Raw genomic sequence first — 25,824 nt, forward strand, 5'->3', positions numbered from 1 at the left:
ATGCGGCGGGCCCCGCCGGGAATGCACAGGGCCTTCTTCGGGCTGCTGAGAGAGCAGCGGTGGAATCCGAAGCCGGAGGTGGCCTTCCATGAGCGAGCATGCGCAGTTCCGGATCGAGCACGACTCCATGGGCGAGGTGCGCGTCCCCGCCGACGCCAAGTGGCGGGCGCAGACGCAGCGCGCGGTGGAGAACTTCCCGATCTCCGGGCGGACGCTGGAGCCCGCGCACATCGCGGCGCTGGGCCATATCAAGGCGGCCGCCGCGACCGTCAACGCCGAGCTGGGCGTGCTGGACAAGGACCTGGCCGAGGCGATCCGCGAGGCCGCCCTGGAGGTCGCCGCCGGCCGCTGGAACGACCAGTTCCCCGTCGACGTGTTCCAGACCGGGTCCGGCACGTCGTCCAACATGAACGCCAACGAGGTCATCGCGACGCTGGCGCAGGAGCGGCTGGGCCGTCCCGTGCACCCCAACGACCACGTCAACGCCTCCCAGTCGTCCAACGACGTGTTCCCCTCCTCCATCCACATCGCGGCGACGGGCGCGGTCGTCAACGACCTGATCCCGGCGCTGTGGCACCTGGAGGCGGCGCTCGGCCGCAAGGCCGCCGAGTTCGCCGCGGTCGTCAAGGCGGGCCGCACCCACCTGATGGACGCCACCCCCGTCACGCTCGGCCAGGAGTTCGGCGGCTACGCGGCGCAGGTGCGGCACGGGGTGGAGCGGCTGGAGGCCGTGCTGCCGCGGCTGGCCGAGCTGCCGCTGGGCGGCACCGCCGTCGGCACCGGCATCAACACCCCCGAGGGCTTCGCGCCGCGCGTCATCGCCGAGGTCGCCCGCGCCACCGGGCTGCCGCTGACCGAGGCGCGCGACCACTTCGAGGCCCAGGGCGCCCGGGACGGCCTGGTGGAGGCCAGCGGGGCGCTGCGCACCATCGCGGTCGGCCTCACCAAGATCGCCAACGATCTGCGCTGGATGGGCTCGGGGCCGCGCGCCGGACTGGCCGAGATCCGGCTGCCCGACCTGCAGCCCGGCTCCTCGATCATGCCGGGCAAGGTCAACCCGGTGATCCCCGAGGCGGTGGCCCAGGTGGCCGCCCAGGTGATCGGCAACGATACGGCGGTCGCCTTCGGCGGCGCGTCCGGCAGCTTCGAGCTGAACGTCATGCTGCCCATGCTGGCCCGCAACCTGCTGGAGTCGATCGGCCTGCTGGCGAGCGCGGCGCGGCTGCTGGCCGACCGCTGCGTCGACGGCATCGAGGCGAACACCGAGCGGCTGCGCGAATACGCCGAGTCGTCCCCGTCGATCGTCACCCCGCTCAACCGCTACATCGGCTACGAGGAGGCCGCCAAGGTCGCCAAGCAGGCCCTCGCCGAGCGCAAGACCATCCGCGAGGTGGTGCTGGAACGCGGCTACGTCGACGCCGGCAAACTCACGCTGGAGCAGCTCGACGCGGCCCTGGACGTGCTGTCCATGGCCAACGCCGAGCCGCCCCGGCGCTCCTGACGACGATCGGCGTCCGGTCGGGCCGGACGGCCGGTCAGTACCAGCCCGTGCTCTGCGAGTGCTGCCACGCCGCGCACGGGCTGCCGTACCGGCCCTTGATGTAGTTGAGCCCCCAGCGGATCTGCGTCTTGGCGTTGGTGCGCCAGTCGGCGCCCTCGCTGGCCATCTTGGAACCCGGAAGCGCCTGCGGGATGCCGTACGCGCCGGTGGAGGGGTTGCTGGCGCGGTAGTTCCAGTGGCTTTCCTTGTTCCACAGGTTCACCAGGCACCCGAACTGGGTGCTGGGGTTGAACCCGTAGTTGTCCATGATGGCCTTGGCGTACGCCTGCGCCTCGCCCGCGGGCATCGGGTTGCCCGCCGTCGGCGCCTCGTCCGACCCGCTCTCTTCCTTCTCCTTCTCGGGAGTCTTGGTCGGGATCGGCGTGCCCTTGGGCAGCAGCGCGGGCCGCTTGGAGGTCTCCTTGCGCGCGCTGCGGGAGGCGCGATCCACCGCCTGCTTCTTGCGCGCGGCCTCCAGGGCCTCCAGGTCCACGGTCGGCTGCTGCTTGGGGGCGTCCGCCAGCGGGGACGGCTGCACGACGGCCTTTTCCTCGCCGCCGGTGAAGGCGAACGCGGCGACCGCGCCGCCGCCCACCAGCACCAGCGCACCCGCCGTCACCGCGGCGACCTTCAGCCCGGTGCGCCCGCCGCCCGGGCGGCCCGGCTCGCCGGGCCCCTTGGCCGCCTTAGGCGTCCTGGGAGCCTTGGGCGCCTTGCCGATCCGGGCGGGCTTGCGCGACCTGGCGGGCTTGCGGGAGCGCGGCGCGCCCGGCTGGGGCATGCCGCCGACCTCGATCTCGTCGCGCGGGGCGTCGGGGGCGCCGTGGGGCGCCTGCGCCGGGTCGTCCGCCGGGACGGCCGACATCGTGGCGGTGTCCCCGCCGGGCTCGCCGAAACCGTCGCCCGCACGCGCGGACACCCCGGCGACCCGCACGTCGTTCTCGTGGGGGCTCTGCCGCGGAAGCTGCTGGGGAGCCGCCTGGAAGGGCGTCTGCGGCTCCGGCTGTGGGGACTGTCGATCGTCTCGCCTAGGGGACCCGGGACGGTCTCCGTACAAGGCGGTCCTTCCGACGGTCGCACGCGCATGGTCACGCGCACGAACTGCTTCCACCCCCGGCCCACTCGGGGGGTGCTTACCGGGAGACACAATGCCCGACGGAAAGGGAGGCTCCGCAACAAGAATGCGACGAATGCTATGGATGAGGCGGTTGTCAACTCGCCGGTAACACCCCCAAAACGGGTGCGGGACCTGCGATTCCGCGACACGCCGCACGATCTTGTGACCTTACTCACAGATACACGCAGCGGCGTCAGACGATCACATTGCGCACCCGAGTCGGTCTCGGAAAACGCCGCGCCCCGGCGGCCCGCACGGGACCGCCGGGGCGCGGCGCGCGACCCGCGCGACCGTCAGACGCCCACGTCGCCGAGCAGGTCGGTCACCAGTTCGGCGATCGGCGACCGTTCCGAGCGCGTCAAAGTGACATGCGCGAACAGCGGATGCCCCTTGAGCCGCTCCACCACGGCGGCCACCCCGTCGTGCCGACCGACCCGCAGGTTGTCGCGCTGCGCGACGTCGTGGGTGAGGACGACGCGCGACCCCGCGCCGATGCGCGACAGGACGGTCAGCAGCACCCCGCGCTCCAGCGACTGCGCCTCGTCCACGATCACGAAGGCGTCGTGCAGGGACCGGCCGCGGATGTGGGTGAGCGGCAGCACCTCGAGCATGCCGCGGTCGAGGACCTCCTCGATGACCTCCGGCGTGGTCACCGCCGACAGCGTGTCGTAGACGGCCTGCGCCCAGGGCGACATCTTCTCGTTCTCGGTGCCCGGCAGATAGCCCAGTTCCTGGCCGCCGACGGCGTACAGCGGACGGAACACCACCACCTTGCGGTGCCGGCCGCGCTCCAGCACGGCCTCCAGGCCCGCGCACAGCGCCAGGGCGGACTTGCCGGTGCCGGCCCGGCCGCCCAGCGACACGATGCCCACGTCCTCGTCCATCAGCAGGTCGAGCGCGATCCGCTGCTCGGCGGAGCGGCCGCGCAGGCCGAACACCTCGCGGTCGCCGCGCACCAGCCGGACCGACTTGTCGGGCTGCACCCGGGCCAGCGCCGAGCCGCGCTCCGACAGCAGCCGCAGGCCCGTGTGGCAGGGCAGGTCGCGGGCCTCCTCCAGATCGGCCGTGCCGGCCTCGTACAGCTCCTCGATCCGGTCGGCGGGCACCTCCAGCTCGCGCATCCCGGTCCAGCCGGACTCCACCACCGCCAGCTCGGCCCGGTACTCCTCGGCCGCCAGCCCCACCGCCGACGCCTTGACCCGCATCGGCAGGTCCTTGGACACCAGCACCACGTCGCGGCCCTCCCGGGCCAGCCAGGCCGCCACCGACAGGATGCGGGTGTCGTTGTCGCCCAGCCGGAACCCGTCCGGGAGCACGGCGGGGTCGGAGTGGTTGAGTTCGACTCGGACCGTTCCACCCAGGTGCCCGACCGGCACCGGGGCGTCCAGCCGCCCGTGGGCGACGCGCAGGTCGTCCAGGGTGCGCAGGGCCTGCCGGGCGAAGTAGCCCAGCTCCGGATGGTGCCGCTTGGCCTCGAGCTCGGAGATGACGACGACGGGGAGTACGACCTCGTGCTCGGCGAACCGGGTCATCGCCCCCGGGTCGGCGAGCAGGACGCTGGTGTCGAGGACGTACGTGCGCCGAACCGAGCCGTCGGGTGCGGGCCCGGAGGAGCCCCCGGGAAGGGGCCGGCGCGTGGAGGTTGTGGCCACTCGATCTCCCTGTGCAGAGGGGATTTGCCGGTGGCGCCGCAGTCCGCCCCCGTCGCGGGCTGGACCGGCCGGATCGCCGGGACGCCCGGGGCGGCGATCGGCGGGAACGGCGGGCGCTCCCGCGGGTGATCCTCAGGAACCGAAGCGCCGGTGCCGCGCGGCGTAGGAGCGCAGCGCCCGCAGGAAGTCGACCTTGCGGAAGTCCGGCCAGTGGACCTCGCAGAAATAGAACTCCGAGTGGGCGCTCTGCCACAGCATGAACCCCGACAGGCGCTGCTCCCCCGAGGTGCGGATGAGCAGGTCCGGGTCGGGCTGGCCGCGCGTATAGAGATGCTCTGCGATGTGCTCGACTTCGAGGACCTCGGCGAGCTCCTCGATGCTGGTGCCTTTGCTCGCCTGCTCAAACAGCAGTGAGCGCACCGCATCAGCGATCTCACGCCTACCTCCATACCCAACTGCGACGTTCACAATCAGGCCGGGGGCGCCGGATGTGGCCTCATAGGCGTCTTTCAGGACACGCGCCGTCTTATCGGGCAGCAGGTCCAGCGCGCCGACCGGCTTGACGTGCCAGCCGTCGGCGGCGAGCTTCTGCACGGTGTTCTCGATGATCTCCAGCAGCGGGTCGAGCTCTGCGGCGGGCCGCGACAGGTTGTCGGTGGACAGCAGCCACAGCGTGACCACCTCGACCCCGGCCTCGGTGCACCAGTGCAGCAGGTCGGAGATCTTGTCGGCTCCGGCGCGGTGGCCGGTGCTGACGTCGGTCAGGCCCATGGAGCGGGCCCAGCGGCGGTTGCCGTCCAGGATCACCCCGACGTGGCGGGGGATGTTGTCGGTGGGCAGCGACGCCTCGAGGCGCCGCTCGTACATGCGGTAGACGGCGTCGCGGATCGCCGCGTACGGGCCGCTGCGGCGGACTGCCGAGGTCACGCGCGCCCGGTGCCCGTCCCCCTTGGCGGCGTCACGACCCGCGCCGGACCCCGCGACACGACGCGTCCCACCCCACCGAACCCCCATGTGGGCTTCCCTTCGAGCAGCCGTCTCCAGTGAGAACGAGGCTCAATTATGGCTTGCGAGCAAGGGTTGTCCTACCGTCTTGGACGTTTGCAGCCCCGTGCGTCGTTTCAGCATATTTCGCGCCGGACGACGGGAAATCCCCCCGGAGGGTGACGTGCGGGCCGGGGCGGCTACACCTGCGGACCGGCGGCGCGGGCGCGCTCGACGTGCTCCAGGGCGGCGCGCAGCTCGGCGAGCCAGTCGTCGGTGTGCTTGCCGACCAGCCGGACGCACCAGGCCAGCGCGTCGCTGCGGCTGCGCGCCACGCCCGCCTCGACCAGGGTGTCCAGGACGCGCCGCTCGGGCTGGCGCAGCCGGGTCATCACCGGCACCGACAGCGTGGTGAACATCTCGCGGACGTCCCCGCAGACCACCCCCCACGACACGCGCTGCCCGAAGCGGTGCTCGGCCTCGCGCGCGATGGCCATGCGGCGCTCCCGGGTGTCCTCGCGGAAGCGCTGGATGTGCCCGGCCAGCATGGCGGCGCGCTCGGTCTCGGAGACGCCGCGCGCGGCGGCGGGCTCGGGCAGGCGGCCGACCACGCTGATCTCCTCGCGGTCGAGGACGACCTCGACCGGCCCCTCGAACCAGTCCTCGGGCAGGCGGCCGGTGAACCAGCCCCGGACCTTCTCCACCGCCTCGCTCGTAGTCATGTAATCAAAATTACAACTCCTCGCCGACCTCGGCCAGCACCGCTCCTCGAATGACGCCGATCCCTGTAACCGACCGTGCTGGGCGTGGGCCTCGGCCGCACCGCGGTGCCCGCCATGGACCTGGTGATCTCGCCGCTGCCCGGCGGCGAGGCCGGCCGCGACTCCGGGCCGGTGCAGACGCTGCCAAGGAGGACCCGGGCGAACTCATCGACCGCACCATGGCGTTCCTGGCGGCGGGCTGCCCGGTCGACGCCCCGCCCGAGGACTGACCAGGGCCGGCGCGCACCGGCCGGTGCGCTGCCGTCGGCCCGCGGTGCTCAGTGCGCGGTGCTCAGTACGCGATGCTCGCGGCGCGCCGCGGGTTGACGCGCACCGCACCCTTGAAGTTGCGGAAGTAGACGTCCTGCACCTGCACCACGGTGCCGCGGCGCGGCGCGGCGATCATCTTGCCGTTGCCGATGTAGAGGGCGATGTGCGAGATGTACCCGGGCGCGGTCGGGTCGTTGGCCCAGATCAGCAGGTCGCCCGGCTGCGCCTTGTCGAACGGGATCACCCAGCCGGCGCGGGCCTGGTCGGCGGCCACGCGCGGCAGGCGGATGCCGGCGCGGGCGAAGGCGTACTGCATCAGCCCCGAGCAGTCGTAGCCGCCCTCGGCCTCCGACTCGCCACCCCACACGTACGGCCAGCCCAGCCGCGACCGCGCCGCCTCGATCACGGTGCGCACCTGCCGGGCGGTCATCACCTGGCCGTTGGCGTCGGGCAGCTTCTCGGCGCTGGGGTAGTCGATCTCGGGATCGACCTCGACGGCCTTGGCCTGCTTCGGCAGCACCTTGGCGCGCAGGTATCTGATCAGCTTGTCCGGATCGACCTTGGGCGCAGAGATCAGCAGGGCGTTGCCGGACGGCACCCCCAGCGCGCGGGCGGTGTCGTGCGAGACGACGGCGTCGACGTCGGCGATGCCCATGGTGGCGTACGCGCCGACCCGCACCTGGCTCTGCCGCTCGCTACCGCCGATGGGGACGCGGCTGCCGAGCTGCAGCCCGCCGTCGCTGCCCATGGTGAACGACACCGCCACGTCGCCCGCGGCGATGTTGCGCCACAGCGCGTCGGACTGGGCGGTGGGCTTGGGCGTGAAGTTGCGGAAGGTGGACGGGTTGACGCCCAGCAGCCCCACCCGCTTGCCCGCGACCATGGCCTGGACGGCGTCGACGACCTCGACGCCCTGCACGCCCTTGATCCGGCGGATCTTCTCGACGGTGGCGGCGGGCAGCGTGCCGGGCGCGGCCACCAGCACGTGCGGGGTCAGCCGCTTGCCGAGCGGGGCCACCTCCGCCGGCGACAGCGCGGAGTTGCCGGACGCGGCGACGTAGCGGCCGGCGATCTGGGTCTGCGGCTGCACGCCGGGGGACGCCGACGAGCCGTGGGCGAGCAGCACCGCGATGTCGGCGGCCAGTGTGGTCGCCGCCGTCACGCCGATGATCATCGGTAGCATCCGGCGGCTCGGCTCGCGCACCCCACCACTCCCTCGTCCTCGCCCCGATCGGCCCCAGGACCGCGACCCTGGTGACTATGGCCGATTTCACGGCCTACGTCCAGGTTCATACCGTAACCGGCGCCACTTGCGGCGATCCGCCAGCAAATCGGCATATCCGCCCCAGCTACTCATTGGTAACACCCGGCTGAGACGAGATCAATCTCACGGTGCCACAAAATGGATCTTTCGTTCAATGAAGCCGGGCATCTGTCCCCATCCGGCCCTAGGAATGCAGCTCCCGGGTCAGGTCGGCCGGCGTCGTCACCGGCAGGCGGCAGGCGAAGCCCCGGCACACGTACGCGGCGGGCGCGCCGTCCACCGGTCCGCGTCCCTCCAGCAGCGGCACCCGCGCCGGGGCGCCCGGCGCGCCCACGCTGACCACCGCGCCCGGCGCGGGCGACATCAGCGCCGTGCGGTGCAGCCGGCGCGTGCGCTCGTCGTCCGGCTCGCCCACGATCGCGATCTCCACCGGCCCCGCCGCGTGCGCCTCGGCCACGGCCAGCCCCCACCCGGCGAACCGGGCGTGCCGGGCGGCCAGCAGGCCGGCCGGCGCCAGCGCCGCCGCGGCGGCCTCCCGGTGCCGGGACGAGCCGGTCAGCGCCGCGTACGACAGCAGCGCCCCGGCGGCGGCGAACTGGCCGGACGGGGTGGCGCTGTCGGTGGGGTCCTGGGGCCGCCGGAACAGCCGCTCGGCATCGTCGGCGGTGTCGTAGAAGCCGCCCGAGCCGTCGCCGAACCGCTCCAGCACCGCGTCCAGCAGCACCCCCGCCAGCCGCACGTGCTCGGCGTCGCCGGTGACGGCGTGCAGGGCCAGCAGCCCCTCGGCCATGTCGGCGTAGTCCTCCAGCACGCCCGCATTGGCCCCGGCCGCCCCCGCCCGCGAGGTGCGGGCCAGGCGGCCGTCGCGCAGGTGCACGTCCGCCACCAGCCGGACGATCTGCGTGGCCGCCGCCACCAGGTCGGGACGCTCGAACAGCGCCCCGCACTCGGCCAGCGCGGCGACCGCCAGCCCGTTCCAGGCCGCCACGACCTTGTCGTCGCGGGCCGGGGGCACGCGCCGCCCGCGCGCCTCCAGCAGGGCGGCGCGGACGCGTGCGTGGCGCTCCGGGTCATCGGGGTCGGCCGGCAGTTGCAGCACCGAGGTGCCGTGCTCGAACGAGCCGCCCTCGGTGACCTGGAAGACCTCGGCCGCGTACGCGCCGTCGCCGTCGCCGAGCACCTCGCGCAGCTGCGCGGGCGTCCACACGTAGTACCTGCCCTCCACGCCCTCGCTGTCGGCGTCCAAGGCCGAGGCGAGGCCGCCCTCGGGGGTGCGCAGGTCGCGCAGCATCCAGTCGCAGGTCTCCACGGCGATCCGGCGGGCGAAGGGGCTGCCGGTCAGCCGCCACCAGTGCGCGTACACGCGCGCCAGCAGCGCGTTGTCGTACAGCATCTTCTCGAAGTGCGGCACGACCCAGGAGTCGTCCACCGAGTAGCGGGCGAACCCGCCGCCGAGCTGGTCGTAGATGCCGCCGCGCGCCATCGCCTCCAGCGTGTGCCCGGCCATGGCCAGCGCCTGCTCGTCGCCGGTGCGGGCGTGGTGGCGCAGCAGGAACTCCAGCGCCATCGACGGCGGGAACTTGGGCGCGCCGCCGAACCCGCCGCGCGCCGCGTCGTAGTTCGCGGCCAGCGCCCGCACCGCCCCGGCGAGCTGCTCGGCGCCGGGCGGCTCGGCCCGCGCCGCCACCGGGCCGCGCGAGGCCAGGGCGTCGACGACCTGCCGCCCCTGCCCGACCACCTCGTCGCGCTTGTCCGTCCACGCCTTGTGGACGGCCTGCAGCAGCGCCTGGAACTGCGGGCGCGGGAAGTAGGTGCCGCAGTAGAACGGGTGCCCCTCGGGCGTCATGAACACCGTCATCGGCCAGCCGCCCTGGCCGGTCATGGCCTGGGTCGCCTCCATGTAGACGGCGTCGACGTCGGGCCGCTCCTCCCGGTCCACCTTGATGTTGACGAACATCTCGTTCATCATCCGCGCGGTCGTCTCGTCCTCGAACGACTCGTGCGCCATCACGTGGCACCAGTGGCAGGCGGCATAGCCCACCGAGAGCAGCACCGGCACCTCGCGGCGCCTGGCCTCGGCGAACGCCTCCTCGCCCCACTCCCGCCAGTCCACGGGGTTGTCGGCGTGCTGCAGCAGATACGGGCTGGTCGCGTCCTTGAGGCGGTTCATGCCACCGATCCTGCCCGATCCACCGGTACCTCACCCGTCCGCCCGGCCCCCGCCGGCGGGCGCGCGGCGGCGGCGGGGCAGGGGGACGCGGTCGAGGTCGCGGGCGACGACGATGTCGCCGGCGAAGCCCGCGGCGGCGGCCTGGGCCGCGAAGCGCGGCTCGTCGTCGGCGCGGTAGCGCTCGGAGAAATGGGTGAGCACCAGGCGCCGCACCCCGCCGCGGGCGGCGACCCGGCCCGCCTGCCCCGCGGTGAGATGGCCGTATTCGGCCGCCAGCGCCGCGTCCTCGTCGAGGAAGGTCGCCTCGATGACCAGCAGGTCGACGCCGTCGGCCAGCTCGAAGGCGGCGTCGCAGAGCCGGGTGTCCATGACGAACGCGACCTTCTGACCGGGCCGCCGCACGCTGCACTCCTCCAGCGTGACGGTGCGGCCGTCGCGGGTGGTGATTCGCCCCTCCTCCTGCAGGCGCCGCACGAGCGGGCCGCGCACGCCCCGGGCGGCCAACTCGGCGGGCAGCATCGTCACCCCGTCCGGCTCCTCAAGGCGGTAGCCGTAGGCCTCCACCGGGTGCGACAGGCGCCGCGCGGTGAGGGTGAACGGGCCGGCGGCGATCTCGGCGCGGTCGCCGGAGACCGGCCGTTCGCGGATCACGGCCGTGTCGACGAACGCGGTGGCGTGCCGCAGCCGCTCCCAGTAGACGGCGCCGGCGGCGGGGAACACGGCGTGCACGGGGTGCGGCACGCCGTCGCGGGCGATCCGCTGGACGATGCCCGGCACGCCCAGGCAGTGGTCGCCGTGGAAGTGGGTGACGCAGATCCACGTCACGTCGTGCGCCGAGACGCCCGCGAGGGTCATCTGCCGCTGCGTGCCCTCCCCCGGGTCGAACAGCAGGCCGTGCCCGTCCCAGCGCAGCAGATAGCCGTTGTGGTTGCGGAACCTGGTGGGCACCGCGCTCGCGGAGCCGAGGACGACGAGATCACGCGCGGACATGCCCCCATGATGGGCCCCGTCCCACTCCGGTAAGCGACTGGTTATTCTGGCGGCGACGTCGGTGACGCGATCGGATTCGAGGAGCGCCGGTGGCCGCGAACAAGCGCGAGCAGATCAAGATGACGCCGCAGGAGGTCGCCGACTTCCTGGCCGCATCGTCCAAGGTGCAGGTCGCCACGGTCGGCCCGCACGGCGAACCGCACCTGGTGACGATGTTCTACGCGCTGCTCGATGACAAGATCGCCTTCACCACGTACCAGCGCTCGCAGAAGGTGCTGAACCTGCGCCGCAACCCCACCATGACGTGCCTGGTGGAGGACGGCACCCAGTACCACGAGCTGCGCGGCGCCGTGCTGTACGGCAAGGGCCGCATCATCGAGGACCCGGACGTCCGGCTGCGGGTCGGCGCGGTGGTCGCCGCCCGCATGGCCGGGCTGCCCGTGCCCGAGCCCGGTCGGCCGCTGGACGCCGACTTCGCCGCGGGCCTGGAGAAGTCGCTGGCCAAGCGCGTCGTGATCGTGATGGAGCCGGACCGGGTGGTCAGCTGGGACCACCGCAAGGCCTGACCGCGGCCCGCCCCCGCGCGGCGCGGCCGCCGGGGGCGGCCCGGCCGGTTCTCGCCCGCTCAGTCCTTGCGGGGCGCGTCCGCGGCCTTCTCGGCCTTGGCCTGCTGGGCCCGCTCCCACTCCTGCTGCTTGAGGTCCTCCTCGCGCGGCGCCTGGATGTTGCGCATCCGCTTGTTCATCGAGCGCAGCAGCAGGAACGTCGCCACCGCCAGGGCGACGAAGAAGCCGAACCCCAGCAGACCGGGGGTGACCGTGTCGTCGTTGAGCGGAATGGCGTTGCCGAGCGCGACGGCCCGGTCGAGCGGTACGGCCAGCGGAAGCATCACACAGACACCTTCTCCCGGATGCCGGCGAACAGGTCGTCCTCCGGCAGTTCGGTGTCCACCAGGGACCTGGCCAAATGGTAGTCCTCGGTCGGCCATGCCTCGCGCTGGAGGTCCAGCGGGCAGGCGAACCAGAAGCCGTTGGGGTCGATCTGGGTGGCGTGCGCCAGCAGCGCCTTGTCGCGGATCTCGAAGTAGTCGGCGCAAGGCACGCGGGTCGTGATCTCCCACTGCTGCGGCCGGTCCTCGAACCGCTCGACCCAGTCGTTGTAGGGGGACTCCAGCCCGGCGTCCTGCATCGCCCCGTGCAGGGCGAGGATGCGCTCCCGGTTGAAGGTCATGTGGTAGTAGAGCTTGAGGGGCTGCCACGGCTCGCCCGTCCCCGGGTACCGCTCGGGGTCGCCCGCCGCCTCGAACGCCTCCACCGACACCTCGTGCGTCTTGACGTGGTCGGGGTGCGGGTAGCCGCCCTTCTCGTCATAGGTGAGGATCACGTGCGGGCGGAACTCGCGCACGGCCCGCACCAGCGGCTCGGCGGCCTTCTCCAGGGGCTCCAGCGCGAAGCAGCCCTCCGGCAGCGGGGGCGGCGGGTCGCCCTCGGGGAAGCCGGAGTCGACGAACCCCAGCCAGCGCTGGTCGACGCCCAGGATCTCGCGGGCGCGGGCCATCTCCTCCTGCCGCACCCGGGCGATGTCCGCGCGGACCTCGGGACGCTCCATCGCCGGGTTGAGGATGTCGCCGCGCTCGCCGCCGGTGCAGGTGACCACCAGCACGTCAACGCCCTCGGCGACGTACCGGGCCATGGTGGCGGCCCCCTTGCTCGACTCGTCGTCGGGGTGGGCGTGCACGGCCATCAACCGCAGCCGGCCGCCGCCCCGGCCGGATCCGTCCGGTCGTGGGCCGCCCTGCGCGCCGTTCGGCGAGCCGGCCGGCGCGGTACCGTCGATGAGCTCGGACACTAGGGGTTCTCCCTCTCAGCAGCATGTTCGGGCGTTACGAGGGCCCCGGTACGGAGCACCCGCCGCGACAGATGAGAATTGTTCCTGACAACGTCCACGGATCGCACGGAGATTCCCGCCATGGCCACCAGCGCGTCCCCCGCCCCCACCGCCTCCGAGCGGCCGCGCCGCGGCGGCCGGCTGGGGTACGCCGTCATCGGCGTGCTGGCCGCGGTGCTGGCCGTGGGCTGGGCCGTGGTCATGGCGAACGTGGGCCAGCCGGCGGGAATAGCGGCGCAGACCATCACCTTTTCCATAGTGAACGATTCTTCTGTTCAGATCCGGTATCAGGTGGCCAAGCCGAAGGACGCGGAGGTCCGCTGCGTTGTGAACGCCTTCGGCCCCGACTTCGGCGTGGTGGCGCACAAGGAGATCACCATCCCGCCGGGGACGTCGACGCTCGAGCGCACCGACGTCCTGCAGACGTCCCAGCGGGCCACCACCGCCCGGATCAAGGACTGCCGCAAGATCTGAGTCGCCGCGTCGGCCGCGGCCGGCGACTTCGGTTTTGGCAGATTACGTAGCCCGCCCGCAGGGAACCTTTACCCGCACACATCGCATAGGCTAGAGGTTTCACCTGGCCGCATTTCATGTCGATGTGGCGCTCTCCCCCGGGCGAGCGAGGATCGCAACATGTGGATGAGGAGTACCCGTGACCGAGACCCGCGCTGACAACGTCACCTGGCTCACCCAGGAGGCGTACGACCGGCTCAAGGCCGAGCTGGACCACCTGTCGGGCCCCGGCCGCATCGAGATCGCGCAGAAAATCGAGGCGGCGCGAGAGGAGGGCGACCTCCGCGAGAACGGCGGCTACCACGCGGCCAAGGAGGAGCAGGGCAAGATCGAGGCGCGGATCGTACAGCTCCAGAGCATCCTGGAGAACGCCCGCGTCGGCGAGGCCCCGCGCACCGAGGGCGTCGTCGGTCCCGGCATGACCGTCACCGTGGCGTTCGAGGGCGACGACGAGGAGGTCACCTTCCTGCTGGCCTCCCGCGAGGAGAGCGGCGCCCCCATCGACGTGTACTCGCCCAAGTCGCCGCTCGGTGCCGCCATCCTCGGCAAGAAGGTCGGTGACAAGGCCACCTACACGCTGCCCAACGGGCGCACCATGACCGTCGAAATCCTCGGTGCGACCGCCTACCAGGGCTCCTGACCTCCCGGCCACAGCCGACCGAGCCTCCGGCCCGCCGCCCGCCAGGGCGGCGGGCCCTCGCCTTTCCCCGCCCCGTCACGCCCCTTCGCCGACCGACCGCACAAGACCGACCGCACAAGACCGACCGTTCACCGGGCCCGGTTCCGGGGCGGCCGGTCGGCGGTGGGGGGTTGTGCGGGGCGGGACGGGTCGGTGCCGGCGGTGCGGGCGGCCTGGCGGACGAGCGGGAGGGTGCGGTAGGGCACCTGCGTGGCCAGGGAGATCACCGTCGAGGCGCGCTCCACCCCGCTGACGTCGACGACCAGGTCGATGACGCGCTGCAGGTCCTGGTTGCTGCGGGCGACGATGCGGCACAGCATGTCGCCCGGGCCGGTGATCGTGTGCGCCTCGATCACCTCGGGGATCGCGGCGAGCCGCTCGGCCACCGGGTCGTGCCCGCCGGGCTGGCGGATCTGCAGGGTGACGAACGCCGTCACGCCGTAGCCGAGCGCGGCCGGGTCCACATCGGGGCCGAAGCCGCGGACGACCCCGCGCCTGGCCAGGCGGTCCAGCCGCGCCTGCACGGTGCCGCGCGCCACGCCCAGGCGGCGGGACGCCTCCAGCACCCCGATGCGCGGTTCGGCGGCCAGCAGTTCGATCAACCGTCCGTCCAGGGCGTCGACGGGTTCGGCGGGCACCGTGTCCTCCTCGTGGTCATCCTGTACAGATCGCCCGGACACTCCGGCGCGGCACTGTGCAGATTGCCCAGTGATTTGGACCACTCTTGCGCACTCTGCAGCCGCCTGTCGAGATTGGCGGCATGGACGAGTTTCCGGTCAAGGGCATGGACGCCGTCGTGTTCGCCGTCGGCAACGCCGTGCAGGCGGCGCACTACTACTCCACCGCGTTCGGCATGCGCCGGGTCGCCTACCGCGGCCCGGAGAACGGCAGCCGCGACGAGGCGGTGCACGTGCTGGAGTCGGGTTCGGTGCGGTTCGTGTTCCGCGGGCCGGTGCGGGCGGGCACCGACCTCGCACGGCACGTCGCCGAGCACGGCGACGGGGTGGTCGATCTGGCCATCGAGGTCCCCGACGTCGAGGCGGCCTACCGGCACGCGCTCGCCAAGGGCGCCACGGGGCTGGCCGAGCCGCACGTCCTGGAGGACGACCACGGCAAGGTCATGATCGCCGCGATCGCCACCTACGGGGAGACGCGGCACTCCCTGGTGGACCGCTCCAACTACACGGGGCCGTACCTGCCCGGCTTCGTCCCCGCCGACCCGATCGTCGAGCCGCCGGCCAAGCGGTACTTCCAGGCGATCGACCACTGCGTGGGCAACGTCGAGCGCATGGACGAGTGGGCCGACTTCTACCACCGGGTCATGGGCTTCACCGACATGGCCGAGTTCATCGGGGACGACATCGCCACCGAGTACTCGGCGCTGATGTCCAAGGTCGTGGCGGACGGCACCCGCAAGGTCAAGTTCCCGCTGAATGAGCCCGCCGAGGGCAAGCGCAAGTCGCAGATCGAGGAGTTCCTGGAGTTCTACGGCGGCCCGGGCGTTCAGCACATCGCGCTGGCGACCAACGACATCCTGGCCGCGGTGGACCAGATGAAGGCCGCCGGGGTGGAGTTCCTCGACACCCCCGACTCCTACTACGAGGACCCGCAACTGCGCGCCCGCATCGGCGAGGTGCGGGTGCCGGTCGAGGAACTGCACAAGCGCCGCATCCTGGTGGACCGCGACGAGGACGGCTACCTGCTGCAGATCTTCACCAAGCCGGTCCAGGACCGCCCCACGGTGTTCTTCGAGCTCATCGAGCGGCACGGCTCCATGGGCTTCGGCAAGGGCAACTTCAAGGCCCTGTTCGAGGCCATCGAACGCGAGCAGGCCCGCCGCGGCAACCTGTGAGCCGGCCCGCCGCACAGCGCGCCGGGCGGCCGACGCGGCGGCAACGGGCGATCAGCGGCCGGTAAACATTCGCCGGTCCCGGGCGTGGTGAGGTCCGGGCGGCGGTGGCGCCAGCCCACCTTGGCGGCATGACGCAACCGCCGCACGACCCCACGCCCGGGGGACGGCCGGAGGACGAGCCGTGGCGCGCCCCCGGCGAGTCCGGCGCCCAGCCGCCGCCCCGGCAGCCCCAGCCCGGCGAGCAGCCGCCTCCGTATCCCGGCGCCTACGGCGGTCGGGACGAGGTTCCCCGGTACGGCATGCCCCCGTCCCGCCACGGCCCTTCCGGAACGCCCGCGCCCCCGGCCGAACTGGCCAGCCGCTGGGCGCGGCTCGGCGCGGCCGTCGTCGACTCCCTTCTGCTCAGCATCGTGATGCTGCCGATCCTGCTGCCGCTGGTGAACTTGCGGCAGATGACCGGCCCGTCCCCGAACGCCCCGGCGATCGACCGCGGGCAGCTGGCCGCGAACCTGGCCTACCTCGCGGTCGCCTTCCTCTACTACTGGCTGATGCACCTGCGGTTCGGGCAGACGCTCGGCAAGATGCTGCTGAGGACCAGGGTGGTGCGGGCCGACACCGGTGGCGCGATCAGCGTCGGCCAGGCCGCGGGCCGCTCGGCGTTCTTCAGCATCCTGGGCGGTTTGTGCGGCTGCGTCGGCATCGTCGACGTGGCGTGGATCCTGTGGGACGAGCGCAAGCAGGCCCTGCACGACAAGGTCGCGGGGACGGTGGTGGTCAAGGCGCCGCCCGGCTCACCCAACCCCTACGCCCGGCGCTGATCGACCCCCGTCGGTAAAGCTTTTTACTGCGGATTTGCCCAGCCCGCCCGGCGGCAGGCAGGCTGGGCACCGTGCCTATCGCCGGAAACCCGCCCAGGCCCGCCCACCCGCGCCGCTCCCGAACCGCCGCACGCGGAGTCGCGGGACTGACCGCGCTGGCGCTCGTCGGCGCGCCGGCGGCCTGCCAACTGCCCAGCGCAGACCGCGGCACGGGCCGGTCGGCCCAGGCCTCGCAGGAGGCGGCCGCCCGCCCCGGGCAGGACACCATCGGCGACCCGTACGTGCCCGGTGCCGGCAACGCCGGCTACGACGTCCAGCACTACGGCCTCAAGCTGGCCATCACGCCGGACGGCGCTCAGGAGCTGGACGGCACCGCCGAGATCACCGCCACCGCCACGCAGCGGCTGCCCTCGTTCAACCTCGACCTGGCCGGCCTGCGGGTGTCGCAGGTGACGGTGGACGGCGCGGCGGCACAGCAGCGGCAGGAGGGCGAGGAGCTGACCGTCTCCCCCGCCAAGCCGGTGGAGAAGGGCGCCCGGTTCACCGTGGTGGTGCGCTACTCGGGGACGCCGCGCGCGGTGAACGACCCGATCCTGGGCCGCTACGGGTGGATCCGCACCCCCGACGGGGTGTTCGTGGCGTGCCAGCCGAGCGGCGCGCACACCTGGTTCCCCAGCAACGACCATCCCAGCGACAAGGCCACGTTCGACTTCGAGATCACCGTTCCGGAGGGGCTGACCGCCATCGCCAACGGCGAGCCCGCCTCCCCGCTGAACACCGGGGGCGGCACCCCGTCCGGCGGGCCCGAGGCGCCGCATTCGCCCGGCGCGGAGCAGAGCCCGGCGGTCACGCCGATCTCCGCGCGGCGGTCGACGACGACCAAGTGGCGGGTGACGGAGCCGATGGCCACGTACCTGGCCACGGTCACCGTGGGCCGGTTCAGCGTCGCGACGAGCCGCACGCCCGGCGGGGTGACCAACATCTCCGCGGTCGACCCGACGCTGCCGGGCGCCGACCTGAACGCCTTCCAGGCCAAGAACGCCGAGATCACCGACGAGCTGGCGCGGCGGTTCGGCCCGTTCCCGTTCTCCTCGACCGGCGGCATCGCCGACAACGCCGAGGTCGGGTTCGCGCTGGAGACGCAGAACCGCCCGGTGTACGGGGCGTACGACCTCGACGAGTCGTTGCTGGCGCACGAGCTGGCGCACCAGTGGTTCGGCGACAGTGTCAGCGTGACGCGCTGGAAGGACATCTGGCTGAACGAGGGCTTCGCCACCTACGCCGAGTGGCTGTGGTTGGAGAAATCGGGCGGGCAGACCGTCCAGTCCAAGTTCGACGAGCTGTATGCGGGCAGCGGCAACCGCGAGCTGTGGGACGTGCCGCCGGGCAACCCCGGCCGCACGCAGATGTTCGCCCGTTCGGTGTACGACCGGGGCGGCATGACCCTGCACGCGCTGCGCATGAAGGTCGGCGACGACGCGTTCTTCCGGATCCTGCAGACCTGGGCCAAGGAGCGGCGGCACTCCTCGGGCACCACCGAGCAGTTCATCGAGGTGGCCGAGCGGGTGTCGGGGCAGAAGCTGCGCACCCTGTTCGACGACTGGCTGTACAAGCGGGGCCGCCCCAGCCGCTGAGGCCGTGACCGCCAAAGGGCGGTCAAGCGGCGGCAAGCACTGGGAAACCTCCGGCGCGTCGGTGCGGCGCCGCGCCGCCCCGCCGCGCACAGTGGCGTCGATGAACGGGGCTTGGGTGCGCGCGACCGCGGCGACGACCGTGGCCGTCCTGCTGGTGACCTCGGGCGGCGGGGACGCGTCCGCCGCCCCCGGGGAGGATCCCGCCGACTACGGTGTGATCGGCGGTCCGGGCCTCGGCGACCCCTACTTCCCCCACGCAGGCAACGGCGGTTACGACGTCCAGCACTACGACGTCGACCTCACCTACTCCGGCAGTAAGGGCGAGGTGGACGCCACCGTCACCGTCAACGCCCGGGCGGCGCAGCCGCTGTCGGCGTTCAGCCTGGACTACCGCGGCCCGGCCGTCTCCTCGGTCACGGTCGAGGGCAGGCCGGCCCGCCACGAGCGCGACGGCCAGGAACTGACGGTCATCCCGGCGCGGAGGCTCTCTGCGGGGCAGACGTTCACCACGGTGGTGCGCTACGCCGGACGCCCCGGCCCGATGCCGGACGGCCCCCTCGGCACGTACGGGTGGATACCGACCCGGGACGGCGCGGTCGTGCTGTCCCAGCCGGACGGCGCGCCGACCTGGCTGCCGGTCAACGACCATCCCAGCGACAAGGCGACCTACTCGTTCCGGATCACCGTGCCCAAGGGCCTGCGCGCGGTCGCCAACGGCAGGCCCGGCCGCGTCGTCCGCCGAGGCGGCAAGACGACCTACGAATGGGCCGAGGACTCGCCCATGGCCAGCTACCTGGCGACGGTCGCGATCGGCCGGTTCCGGATGCGGCGCGGCAGGGCGGGCCGCATCCCGGTGATCACGGCCGTCGATCCGAAGTTCCGCGGGTCGGCCGAGCGCGTGCAGCGCACCACGATCAAGGCGGTGCGCTGGGCGGAGCGGATGTTCGGCCGGTACCCGTTCGCCACGGCGGGCGCCGTCGTCGACGACCCGGAGTTGGACTACGCGCTGGAGACCCAGGAGCGCCCGGTCTACGCCGGGTTCGTGCCGAGCGAGGAGTTCATCGTCCACGAGCTGGCGCACCAGTGGTTCGGCAACAGCGTCAGCGTGCGCAACTGGCGGGACATCTGGCTGAACGAGGGCTTCGCCACCTACGCCGAGTGGCTGTGGCGGGAGCGGAACGAGCGGGGCGGACGCCACCGCGGCACCGCCGAACAGGTGTTCCGGCGGTATTACCGGATGCCCGGCGACTCCTCGGTCTTCCGCCCGCCACCCGGGGTGCCCGGCCGCAAGGACATGTTCGGGTTCTCGGTGTACACGCGGGGGGCGATGTGCCTGCACGCGCTGCGCCGGCGGGTCGGCGACCGCGCGTTCTTCGCGATCCTGCGCGAGTGGGCGCGCACCCACCGCGACGGCAGCGCCGCCACGCCCGAGTTCGTCCGGCTGTCCGAGCGGATCTCCGGCCGCGATCTGGACGGCCTGTTCCGCGCCTGGCTGTACGGCAAGGGCAAGCCCCGCCGCTGGTGACCGCGCCGCGGGCGTCCTCGCCGTAGCCGTCGCCGGTGCCGACGAACGCGGCGCCGGCATCGAGCGCGTGGCGCAGCGCGGCCGGCGCCCGGTCCTCGTCCACCTCGCCGTACTTGCCGGGCGAAGCACCATCGCCCCGTATCCGATCGCGGGCACCCGCAGGCGTCCGAGCTCGCGCGCAGGATTCTCGGTCATGCCTCCGCGCCGCCGCCGGGACGGTCCGACCGTCCACGACATAGCGGTATAACCAGAAGTAATGGATGCCCATCTCCGGGAGCTGCGCTACTTCGCGGCCATCGCCGACGAGCTGAGCTTCACCCGCGCCGCCGCCCGGCTGTTCGTCTCGCAGCCGGCGCTGTCCAAGCAGATCCGGGCCCTGGAGCGGCGGCTGGGTTTCGAGCTGTTCGAGCGGCGCGGCCGCGGGGTCGCGCTGACGCCGCAGGGTGCGGCGCTGCTGCCGGCCGTCCGGGACGTCCTTGGCACCTGGGACCGCGCCTACGCCGAGACCCGCGCGCTGGGCCGCCCCCGCACCCTGGTCGTCGGCATGCAGCCGGCCGTCGGCCGCGACCTGCAGCGCCGCGCCCTGCGCCGGTTCCGCGAGCTGGCGCCCGACTGGACGGTCTCGCTGCGGCTGGTCGGCTGGGACGACCCCACCGCCGGGCTGGCCGACGCCTCCAGCGACGTGGCGTTCGTGTGGCTGCCGGTGCCCGCCGTCGGCATCCGCACCCGCACCCTGGCCGGCGAGCGCCGCCATGTGGCGTTGCCCGACGACCACCCGCTGGCCGCCCGCGCCGAGATCGACTTCGCCGACCTGCTGGACGAGCCGTTCATCGCGCTGCCCGCCGCGGCCGGTCCGCTGCGCGACTTCTGGCTGGCGCTGGACGCCCGCGGGGGCCGTCCGCCGCGGATCGGCGCCGAGGCCACCGCCCCGGACGAGGTGTTCGAGGCGGTGTCGTCCGGCCTGGGCGTCGTGCTGCTCGCGGAGGGCAACACCGGCCTCTACCGGCGGCCCGGCGTGGTCTGCCGGCCCGTGCGCGGCCTGGCGCCCGCCGAGCTGGCCGCGGCCTGGCGCGCCGACGACACCCGCGAGATCACCCGGCTGTTCCTCGCCGCCCTGCGCGGCACCGCCGGCTGACGGCCCCGGCCGCGGCGGGCCGCCCCAACGAATTCGATACCGAATCGAGCTTGTCCCGCGCAGATCGCGCTGACAGCTTGATTGGCGTTGTCTGATGAGCTGAGGACGGGCCGATGAGCAGATCTCCCCGAGCGGTGGCCGCGGTGGCGCTCGGCGTCGCCGCGAGCCTGATGGCGACGGCCGCACCTGCGGGCGCGGCCGCCGTGCGGTACACGCCCGGCGCGGCGGGCGCGGGCGACCCCTACTTCCCCGACATGGGCAACGGCGGCTACGACGCCGCCCACTACGACATCGCGCTGACCTACGACCCGGCGTCCAAGGGCATCTCCGCGGTCACCACGATCAAGGCGAGGGCCACCCAGAACCTGTCGCGGTTCAACCTCGACTTCCAGGGGCCGCTGAAGATCTCGGCGCTGGCGGTGGACGGCAGGAAGGCCGCCTACAAGCGCACCGGCGCCCAGGAGCTGGAGATCACCCCGGCCAAGGGACTGCGCAAGGGCACCGGCTTCACCGTCCGGGTGGCGTACTCCGGCGTCCCCGAGGGCGTGGACGACACGGCGCTGGGCCGCTCCGGCTGGATCCCGACCGCCGACGGCGCGGTCATGCTCAACCAGCCGATCGGCGCCGCGACCGTCTACCCGGTCAACGACGCCCCGACCGACAAGGCCACCTACACCTTCACGCTGACCGCGCCGAAGGACCTCACCACGCTCGCGGGCGGCGACCCGGCGGGCCGCTGGACCAGCGGCGCCCGCACCACCACCCGCTGGGTGATGAACAGGCCCATGGCCAGCGAGCTCAGCATGATCGCGATCGGGAAGTTCGACGTGGTCAAGGGCCGCACCGAGCGCGGCATCCCCAACATCACCGCCACCGACTCCCGGCTCGGCATCTCCGCCTCGCTGGCCGAGGACTTCCACACCCAGACCGGCGAGTTCCTGCAATGGCTGGCGAGCACCTACGGCCGCTACCCGTTCTCCTCCACCGGAGGCATCGTGGTCGACGCCGGGGTCGGGTACGCGCTGGAGACCCAGGGCCGCCCGGTGTACGACCTGGGCCGGCGGCCGGGCACCATCCCGCGGCCGGACCTGGCCGTGCACGAGCTGGCCCACCAGTGGTTCGGCGACAGTGTGACGCCCAAGCGGTGGGCCGACATCTGGCTCAACGAGGGCTTCGCCACCTACTCCGAGTGGCTGTACTTGGAGAAGTTCACCGGCAAGACCGCGCAGCAGAGCTTCGACGAGGTGTACGCCACGCCCGCCGACGACGACCTGTGGAAGCCGGTCACGGCCGACCCCGGCCGCGACAACATCTTCCACTCCACGGTCTACGACCGGGGCGCGATGACCCTGCACATGCTCCGCAAGACCATCGGCGACCAGGCGTTCTTCCGGCTCGTCAAGCTGTGGCCGACGGTCAACGCAAACGGCAACGTCTCCACCCGGGACTTCATCGCGTTCGCCGAGAAGGTCTCCGGCAAGCAGCTCGACGACCTGTTCGCCAAGTGGGTCTACAGCTCCGGCAAGCCCGCCCTGTGACCCGTCCCTGACCCGATGCCGGGCCCGGGGGGCGCGCCGCCCCGGGCCCGGCTCACGTCTGGACGAGGGTGTACCCCTTGTCCCGCAGCCGGGTCAGCACCTCCTCGCAGTGGTCGGCGCCGCGCGTCTCCAGGTGCATGAGCACCTCGGCCTCCTCGACGTGCAGCCGGGCCGCGACCCGTTCGTGCATGACGTCCAGCACGTTGACGCCCAGCTCGGCCAGCTCGCCGAGCAGCGTGACCAGCGCGCCGGGACGGTCGTGCAGGCGGCACCGCACGACCAGGTAGCGGCCCGCCCCGGCCAGGCCGTGCCGCAGCACCTTCGACAGCAGCAGCGGGTCGATGTTGCCGCCCGACAGCAGCACCGCCACCGGGGTCCGCACGGCGTAGGAGTGCTCCAGCAGCGCCGCCACGCCCGCCGCGCCCGCCGGCTCCACCACCAGCTTGGCGCGTTCGAGGCACAGCAGCAGCGCCTGGGAGATCGACTCCTCGGTGACGGTGACGACCGCGTCCAGCAGCTCGGTCACCAGGTCGTAGGTGAGGTCGCCGGGGCGGCCGACGGAGATGCCGTCGGCCATGGTGGGCTGGACCTCCACCCGGACGGGCCGGCCCGCCGCCAGCGACGCGGGGAACGCCGCCGCCCGCTTGGCCTGCGCGCCGACGACCTTGACGTCCGGGCCGCCGCGTTCGGCGACCGCGCCCTTGAGCGCCACGGCCACGCCCGACATCAGCCCGCCCCCGCCGACGGCGCCGACGACGGTGCGCACGTCCGGCAGCTGGTCGAGGATCTCCAGCCCGATCGTGCCCTGCCCGGCCACCACGTCCGGGTGGTCGAACGGGTGGATGAGCACCGCGCCGTGCTCCTCGGCGTGCCGCTGCGCGGCGACCAGGCAGTCGTCCACGGTGGGGCCGGGGAACACCACGTCGGCGCCGTAGCCGCGGGTCGCGGCGACCTTGGGCAGCGGCGCGCCCTCCGGCATGTACACCGTGGCCTTGGCGCCGAGCATGCTCGCCGCCAGCGCCACGCCCTGGGCGTGGTTGCCCGCGCTGGCCGCCACGACCCCGCGGGCCCGCTCGGCGTCGCTGAGCCGGGCGATCCGCACATACGCGCCGCGGATCTTGAACGAGCCGGTGCGCTGCAGGTTCTCGCACTTGAGGTAGACGGGGCCGCCGATCAGCTCCGACAGCACCCGGGAGCGGACGAGCGGCGTCGGCTCGATCACCTCGCGCAGCAGTTCGCGCGCCGCGCGGACGTCGTCGACGGAGACGAGGGCCATGCCCCCGATCCTCCCACGCGCACGCTCCGCGCCGCCGCCGCAGACGGCCGCGGGCCCGGCGCCGCGGAGGGTCAGCCGCCCGTCCAGTACCGGTCGCCGGCCAGCACGAGGGCGGCGGCGCCGACCAGGCCGGAGGTCTGGCCGAGGGCGGTGGGCACGACCCGCAGGCGCCGCGCGAAGTCCATCCGGGCGTGGACGCCCAGCGCCTCGCGCACCGCGTCGAACAGCGGCGCGCCGATCTGCGACACCCCGCCGCCGATGACGGCCGCGTCCAGGTCGCACAGGTGGGTGGCGGACGCCAGCGCGACGCCCACCGCACGGCCCGCGCGCCGCACGGCCGCCAGGGCGAGGCGGTTCCCGGCGAGGGCGTCGGCGGCCAGGTCGGCGCCGGTGGCTGCGGGCTCGTCCGGGCGCCAGCCCTCGCCGCGGGCCCAGCGCACCAGGGACGGCCCGCTGGCCACGGCCTCCAGACAGCCGCGTCCCCCGCACGGGCACGGCGGGCCGCCGGGCTCGACGACGATGTGCCCGACGTGCCCGGCGTTGCCGGACGCCCCGTCCACCAGGCGGCCGCCGAGCACCAGCCCGCCGCCGACGCCGGTGGACACCACCATGCCCAGGACGTTGCGGTGGCCGCGTCCGGCGCCCCGCCAGTGCTCGCCGACGGCGACGCACACCGCGTCGTTGTGCACCCGCACCGGCAGGCCCGGGTAGCGCTCGCGCAGCCGCCGACGCAGCGGGAACCCCCGCCAGGCCGGGATGTTCAGCGGCGACACCTCGGCGTCCGGCCAGGTCATCGGGCCGCTGCAGCCCACGCCGACCCCGGCCGGGGACGGGCCGCCCGCCGCGGCGTGCACCTGGTCCAGCAGATCCGTCAGCGCCTTCCACAGCACCTCGGGCGACTCGTCGGCGAGCGTGGGCGTGCGGCCCTGCGCGAGGATCCGTCCGCCGCCGTCCACCACCGCCGCGGCGATCTTCGTGCCGCCGATGTCGACGGCCAGCACCGCCGGCTCGGTCATCGGCTCGGTCATCGGCTCAGTCATCGGTGCCGGCCGGGCCGAACGCCAGGATCGACGCGGTGAACCCGTGCACGTGGTTGCGTCCGGCGACCGGGCCGATCTCGCCGGCGGCGAAGAAGCCGCCGACGCCCGCGGGCCCGAACGCGCGGGTCAGCATCTTGGCGTCGTGGTCGGAGTCGGGGAACATGGCCCGGCCGCGTCCGTTGCAGGAGAACAGCAGCGCACCCTCCACCGGGTTCAGGTCGAAGCGCTCCAGCAGGTCGGCCAGGTCCTGGTCGGCGGCCCCGGCGTCGCGCACCTGGAACCGCACGGTGCGGCCGACCTCCACCACGTCGCCGATGGCTATGGCGCCGCTGTCGGTGTCGGCGCCCACCACCCCGCGCACCAAGAAGTCGCCGTACTCGTGCTCGTCGGCGTACTCGTCCATGGCCAGGCCGATCAGCAGGCCGCGCCCGGCCAGCTCCTGCTCCTCCTCGGGCAGGCCCAGCACGATCTGCTCCAGCTTGTCCAGCGCCGGGGTGCCCGCCAGCTCGTACACCAGGTTGTCGTCGGCCCGGGTGACCACCATGTCGGGGCCGATCGGCCGGGCGCCCTGGCTGACCACGGTCGCCGCGGCCACCGGTCCGCCGAGCACCAGCCCGACCGCGCCCGAGTCGTACACCCGGCCGTTGAGGAACAGCCGGGTGGCGCCGCGTGCGCCGCCGTCGGCCATGCCGCCGACCAGCGGCAGACCGGGCAGCGCCTCGCTGGAGCGCTCCACGAACGCGTCCACCGGGAAGGTGTAGGGGTCGGTCAGCAGCACGCCCACCACGTCGTCGTCGCGGGTCTCGGGCATGCCGACCACGACGAGCCGGTCGTCGGCCCTGAGGGTCTCCAGCCGGAACGGCTCCAGCCGCGCCCCGGGCAGCTCGGCCGCCCAGGCGCTGGCCGCCCGCTCGTCCTCCACCCCGCGGCCGCCGCCGATCACCCCGGAGGCGCTGCAGCCGACGACGACGCGGGCGCCCGCGCCGCGCATCGCCCGGTGCGCCGCCTCCGCCGCCTCGCTCGGGTCCGGCCCGGACACGAACAGGCACAAAAGGTCCGGGCGGCCGTCCAGCGGGGCGATCGCCTGCTCGACCGCCGACTCGGCGGCGGCCGACAAGTCGGGGCCCAGGGCCAGTCCGTCACCGAATCGCGTCATCGGCGCCCCCTCCCTCGTCCGCG

At 73.2% G+C, this 25,824-nt stretch carries 23 protein-coding genes; 10 read left to right on the forward strand and 13 right to left on the reverse strand.

Features of this window, described 5'->3' with window-relative positions:
- The first annotated feature begins 88 nt into the window (after window positions 1–88).
- Window positions 89–1,501, forward strand: coding sequence for a class II fumarate hydratase (locus tag QSK22_RS01285; protein ID WP_285492016.1), 1,413 nt, complete (start codon window positions 89–91; stop codon window positions 1,499–1,501).
- A gap of 34 nt (window positions 1,502–1,535) precedes the next feature.
- On the opposite strand, the gene QSK22_RS01290 is transcribed toward QSK22_RS01285, so the two are convergent.
- The 7 genes from QSK22_RS01290 to QSK22_RS01320 all read right to left on the reverse strand — a co-directional run bounded on the left by QSK22_RS01290 (window position 1,536) and on the right by QSK22_RS01320 (window position 10,748).
- Window positions 1,536–2,321: an aggregation-promoting factor C-terminal-like domain-containing protein gene (locus QSK22_RS01290; protein WP_502872260.1), complete on the reverse strand. Its 786-nt coding sequence runs from the start codon at window positions 2,319–2,321 to the stop codon at window positions 1,536–1,538.
- A gap of 629 nt (window positions 2,322–2,950) precedes the next feature.
- Window positions 2,951–4,309 carry an RNA 5'-3' helicase PhoH2 gene (gene phoH2 / locus QSK22_RS01295; RefSeq protein WP_285492018.1) on the reverse strand — a complete coding sequence of 453 codons (1,359 nt, stop codon included), beginning with the start codon at window positions 4,307–4,309 and terminating at the stop codon, window positions 2,951–2,953.
- A gap of 132 nt (window positions 4,310–4,441) precedes the next feature.
- Window positions 4,442–5,236, reverse strand: a complete 795-nt coding sequence (locus tag QSK22_RS01300; RefSeq protein ID WP_285492019.1) for an isoprenyl transferase — start codon at window positions 5,234–5,236, stop codon at window positions 4,442–4,444.
- A 257-nt stretch (window positions 5,237–5,493) separates the two neighbouring features.
- Window positions 5,494–6,015 carry an ATP-binding transcription factor AbmR gene (gene abmR, locus QSK22_RS01305; RefSeq protein ID WP_285492020.1) on the reverse strand — a complete coding sequence of 174 codons (522 nt, stop codon included), beginning with the start codon at window positions 6,013–6,015 and terminating at the stop codon, window positions 5,494–5,496.
- Window positions 6,016–6,346: 331 nt separating this feature from the next.
- A complete protein-coding gene (locus QSK22_RS01310; RefSeq protein ID WP_285492021.1) occupies window positions 6,347–7,528 on the reverse strand; it encodes a C40 family peptidase in 1,182 nt (393 codons plus the stop codon).
- A gap of 244 nt (window positions 7,529–7,772) precedes the next feature.
- A complete protein-coding gene (locus tag QSK22_RS01315) occupies window positions 7,773–9,758 on the reverse strand; it encodes a thioredoxin domain-containing protein (protein ID WP_285492022.1) in 1,986 nt (661 codons plus the stop codon).
- A 30-nt stretch (window positions 9,759–9,788) separates the two neighbouring features.
- Window positions 9,789–10,748, reverse strand: coding sequence for a ribonuclease Z (locus QSK22_RS01320; RefSeq protein WP_285492023.1), 960 nt, complete (start codon window positions 10,746–10,748; stop codon window positions 9,789–9,791).
- Between the two features lie 89 nt (window positions 10,749–10,837).
- Between QSK22_RS01320 and QSK22_RS01325 the strand changes: the two genes are divergently transcribed.
- The gene (locus tag QSK22_RS01325) at window positions 10,838–11,314 is read left to right on the forward strand and encodes a pyridoxamine 5'-phosphate oxidase family protein (protein WP_285492024.1); all 477 of its coding nucleotides are present in this window, start codon (window positions 10,838–10,840) and stop codon (window positions 11,312–11,314) included.
- 59 nt (window positions 11,315–11,373) lie between these two features.
- Here the strand turns inward: QSK22_RS01325 and QSK22_RS01330 are convergent, their stop codons facing one another.
- Entirely contained in the window at window positions 11,374–11,637 is a 264-nt protein-coding gene (locus QSK22_RS01330) for a hypothetical protein (RefSeq protein ID WP_285492381.1), read from the reverse strand.
- The gene (gene mca / locus QSK22_RS01335) at window positions 11,637–12,491 is read right to left on the reverse strand and encodes a mycothiol conjugate amidase Mca (RefSeq protein ID WP_285492382.1); all 855 of its coding nucleotides are present in this window, start codon (window positions 12,489–12,491) and stop codon (window positions 11,637–11,639) included. The genes QSK22_RS01330 and mca overlap by 1 nt, the downstream gene beginning before the upstream one ends.
- Before the next feature lie 225 nt (window positions 12,492–12,716).
- On the opposite strand from mca, the gene QSK22_RS01340 reads away from it, so the two are divergent.
- Both QSK22_RS01340 and greA read left to right on the forward strand, forming a co-directional pair.
- On the forward strand, window positions 12,717–13,109 hold the full coding sequence (locus tag QSK22_RS01340; protein WP_285492025.1) for a DUF4307 domain-containing protein: 393 nt from the start codon (window positions 12,717–12,719) through the stop codon (window positions 13,107–13,109).
- 178 nt (window positions 13,110–13,287) lie between these two features.
- The gene (greA, locus tag QSK22_RS01345) at window positions 13,288–13,788 is read left to right on the forward strand and encodes a transcription elongation factor GreA (RefSeq protein WP_285492026.1); all 501 of its coding nucleotides are present in this window, start codon (window positions 13,288–13,290) and stop codon (window positions 13,786–13,788) included.
- Window positions 13,789–13,916: 128 nt separating this feature from the next.
- On the opposite strand, the gene QSK22_RS01350 is transcribed toward greA, so the two are convergent.
- Window positions 13,917–14,465: an Lrp/AsnC family transcriptional regulator gene (locus tag QSK22_RS01350; RefSeq protein WP_285492027.1), complete on the reverse strand. Its 549-nt coding sequence runs from the start codon at window positions 14,463–14,465 to the stop codon at window positions 13,917–13,919.
- Between the two features lie 122 nt (window positions 14,466–14,587).
- Between QSK22_RS01350 and hppD the strand changes: the two genes are divergently transcribed.
- From hppD to QSK22_RS01380, 6 genes are all read left to right on the forward strand, one after another.
- The gene (hppD, locus tag QSK22_RS01355) at window positions 14,588–15,679 is read left to right on the forward strand and encodes a 4-hydroxyphenylpyruvate dioxygenase (RefSeq protein WP_285492028.1); all 1,092 of its coding nucleotides are present in this window, start codon (window positions 14,588–14,590) and stop codon (window positions 15,677–15,679) included.
- Between the two features lie 128 nt (window positions 15,680–15,807).
- Window positions 15,808–16,497 (forward strand): RDD family protein, encoded by a 690-nt coding sequence (locus QSK22_RS01360; protein WP_285492029.1) that lies wholly within the window; start codon window positions 15,808–15,810, stop codon window positions 16,495–16,497.
- A 71-nt stretch (window positions 16,498–16,568) separates the two neighbouring features.
- The gene (locus QSK22_RS01365; RefSeq protein WP_285492030.1) at window positions 16,569–18,131 is read left to right on the forward strand and encodes a M1 family metallopeptidase; all 1,563 of its coding nucleotides are present in this window, start codon (window positions 16,569–16,571) and stop codon (window positions 18,129–18,131) included.
- A 100-nt stretch (window positions 18,132–18,231) separates the two neighbouring features.
- On the forward strand, window positions 18,232–19,656 hold the full coding sequence (locus tag QSK22_RS01370) for a M1 family metallopeptidase (RefSeq protein ID WP_285492031.1): 1,425 nt from the start codon (window positions 18,232–18,234) through the stop codon (window positions 19,654–19,656).
- Window positions 19,657–19,912: 256 nt separating this feature from the next.
- Complete coding sequence (locus tag QSK22_RS01375; protein ID WP_285492032.1) at window positions 19,913–20,791, forward strand: LysR substrate-binding domain-containing protein; 879 nt, start codon at window positions 19,913–19,915, stop codon at window positions 20,789–20,791.
- Window positions 20,792–20,904: 113 nt separating this feature from the next.
- Entirely contained in the window at window positions 20,905–22,329 is a 1,425-nt protein-coding gene (locus tag QSK22_RS01380) for a M1 family metallopeptidase (RefSeq protein ID WP_285492033.1), read from the forward strand.
- Window positions 22,330–22,381: 52 nt separating this feature from the next.
- Here the strand turns inward: QSK22_RS01380 and ilvA are convergent, their stop codons facing one another.
- From ilvA to QSK22_RS01395, 3 genes are all read right to left on the reverse strand, one after another.
- A complete protein-coding gene (ilvA, locus tag QSK22_RS01385; RefSeq protein WP_285492034.1) occupies window positions 22,382–23,605 on the reverse strand; it encodes a threonine ammonia-lyase in 1,224 nt (407 codons plus the stop codon).
- 71 nt (window positions 23,606–23,676) lie between these two features.
- Window positions 23,677–24,633: an ROK family protein gene (locus QSK22_RS01390; RefSeq protein WP_285492035.1), complete on the reverse strand. Its 957-nt coding sequence runs from the start codon at window positions 24,631–24,633 to the stop codon at window positions 23,677–23,679.
- A gap of 4 nt (window positions 24,634–24,637) precedes the next feature.
- Entirely contained in the window at window positions 24,638–25,801 is a 1,164-nt protein-coding gene (locus QSK22_RS01395) for an FIST signal transduction protein (protein WP_285492036.1), read from the reverse strand.
- Window positions 25,802–25,824 lie beyond the last annotated feature (23 nt).

Origin of the sequence: Actinomadura sp. NBRC 104425 (genome assembly GCF_030269545.1) — a bacterium.
GTDB lineage: Bacteria > Actinomycetota > Actinomycetes > Streptosporangiales > Streptosporangiaceae > Spirillospora > Spirillospora keratinilytica.

Bases quoted from the DNA above. Each gene is read 5' to 3' on its own strand.
- QSK22_RS01285 (WP_285492016.1), top strand. From the start codon at position 89: ATGAGCGAGCATGCGCAGTTCCGGATCGAGCACGACTCCATGGGCGAG.
- QSK22_RS01290 (WP_502872260.1), bottom strand. From the start codon at position 2,321: ATGCCCCAGCCGGGCGCGCCGCGCTCCCGCAAGCCCGCCAGGTCGCGC.
- abmR (WP_285492020.1), bottom strand. From the start codon at position 6,015: ATGACTACGAGCGAGGCGGTGGAGAAGGTCCGGGGCTGGTTCACCGGC.
- QSK22_RS01315 (WP_285492022.1), bottom strand. From the start codon at position 9,758: ATGAACCGCCTCAAGGACGCGACCAGCCCGTATCTGCTGCAGCACGCC.
- QSK22_RS01320 (WP_285492023.1), bottom strand. From the start codon at position 10,748: ATGTCCGCGCGTGATCTCGTCGTCCTCGGCTCCGCGAGCGCGGTGCCC.
- QSK22_RS01330 (WP_285492381.1), bottom strand. From the start codon at position 11,637: ATGCTTCCGCTGGCCGTACCGCTCGACCGGGCCGTCGCGCTCGGCAAC.
- mca (WP_285492382.1), bottom strand. From the start codon at position 12,491: ATGGCCGTGCACGCCCACCCCGACGACGAGTCGAGCAAGGGGGCCGCC.
- QSK22_RS01340 (WP_285492025.1), top strand. From the start codon at position 12,717: ATGGCCACCAGCGCGTCCCCCGCCCCCACCGCCTCCGAGCGGCCGCGC.
- hppD (WP_285492028.1), top strand. From the start codon at position 14,588: ATGGACGAGTTTCCGGTCAAGGGCATGGACGCCGTCGTGTTCGCCGTC.
- QSK22_RS01360 (WP_285492029.1), top strand. From the start codon at position 15,808: ATGACGCAACCGCCGCACGACCCCACGCCCGGGGGACGGCCGGAGGAC.
- QSK22_RS01370 (WP_285492031.1), top strand. From the start codon at position 18,232: ATGAACGGGGCTTGGGTGCGCGCGACCGCGGCGACGACCGTGGCCGTC.
- QSK22_RS01375 (WP_285492032.1), top strand. From the start codon at position 19,913: ATGGATGCCCATCTCCGGGAGCTGCGCTACTTCGCGGCCATCGCCGAC.
- QSK22_RS01380 (WP_285492033.1), top strand. From the start codon at position 20,905: ATGAGCAGATCTCCCCGAGCGGTGGCCGCGGTGGCGCTCGGCGTCGCC.
- ilvA (WP_285492034.1), bottom strand. From the start codon at position 23,605: ATGGCCCTCGTCTCCGTCGACGACGTCCGCGCGGCGCGCGAACTGCTG.
- QSK22_RS01390 (WP_285492035.1), bottom strand. From the start codon at position 24,633: ATGACCGAGCCGATGACCGAGCCGGCGGTGCTGGCCGTCGACATCGGC.
- QSK22_RS01395 (WP_285492036.1), bottom strand. From the start codon at position 25,801: ATGACGCGATTCGGTGACGGACTGGCCCTGGGCCCCGACTTGTCGGCC.